This is a genomic window from Amycolatopsis sp. NPDC003676 (assembly GCF_053587275.1).
In genome coordinates this window covers 1-1012 of sequence record NZ_JBSFNS010000462.1, presented here as the reverse complement: position 1 = coordinate 1012, position 1012 = coordinate 1, and the positions used below count along the sequence as shown (strand labels likewise).

The 1012-nt window shown below is 67.9% G+C and carries 1 protein-coding gene; it reads left to right on the top strand.

Translation table 11 applies throughout. The features are described from left to right. Window positions 1-112: 112 nt before the first annotated feature. A partial coding sequence (locus ACWDNU_RS47255) for a nitric oxide synthase oxygenase (protein ID WP_449673635.1) occupies window positions 113-1012 on the top strand: 900 nt, incomplete at its 3' end.

Below are 1012 nucleotides of genomic sequence, written 5' to 3'. Positions count from 1 at the left end.
CCCCTGACCCCCTCACTGCCAGTGAGGTGCGCTACCAGCTGCGCCATAGCCCCGAAGCCCGGTCGTAGGCTGGCTCGCAGCGAATCTCGGTGTTCGAACAGGACGACTATGCATGCGGCGACGCTCGACCGATTACCTGGTCGGCGCGCGCCACCGGTCGGGCAGTGTGTTCTCGGCGGGCGAATACCCCGCATCCCCGGGTACGCCCGCACGGCCCTGCACCCTGCTGCCCGACCGGAGATGTACCGTGAACCAACGTTCTCGCCCTGCTGTCTGCGAAAAAGGCTCCACCCCAGTCACTTCGGCCGGTGACGTCGTCGTCGCCGCACCGCCCGCCACCGACCTCGATCGTCGGCTGCGCGAATGCGACGAGTTCTTCCGCAATCCCGAATTGGGTCATCTACCCACCCAGCGTCGTCTCGGCGCGCTCGCCGAACTGCGCGAAACCGGCACCTATCGGCAGACCGCCGAGGAGATCCTGATCGGCGCCAAACTGGCCTGGCGCAATCACGCGCGCTGCGTCGGCCGCAAACACTGGCGTTCGCTCAAACTCCTGGACGCCCGCCGAGTTACTTCCGCGCGAGAGCTTTCCGAGGCGTGCTGGCAGCATCTGCGCCTGGCCACCAACGGCGGCGCGATCCAGTCGATGATCACGGTCGGCCCGCAGCTCGTGCCCGGCGGTGGCGAGTACCGGATCGTGAGTTCCCAGCTGATCCGCTACGCGGGCTATCCCAACGGCGACGGCACCGTCACCGGCGATCCGGCCAATATCGCCGCCACCGAGCAGGCGATGGCGCTGGGCTGGCGCGGCGCGCGCACCCCCTTCGACGTCCTGCCCGTCCTCATCAGCACGCCCGACGAGGATCTGCGGTACTTCGACGTGCCGCGCGAGCTGGTCCGCGAGGTCGATCTGACCCACCCCGACTACCCGTGGTTCGCCACCCTCGGGCTGAAATGGCATGCGCTACCGGCGGTGTCGAACATGGATCTGGAGGTGGGTGGCGTCACCTAC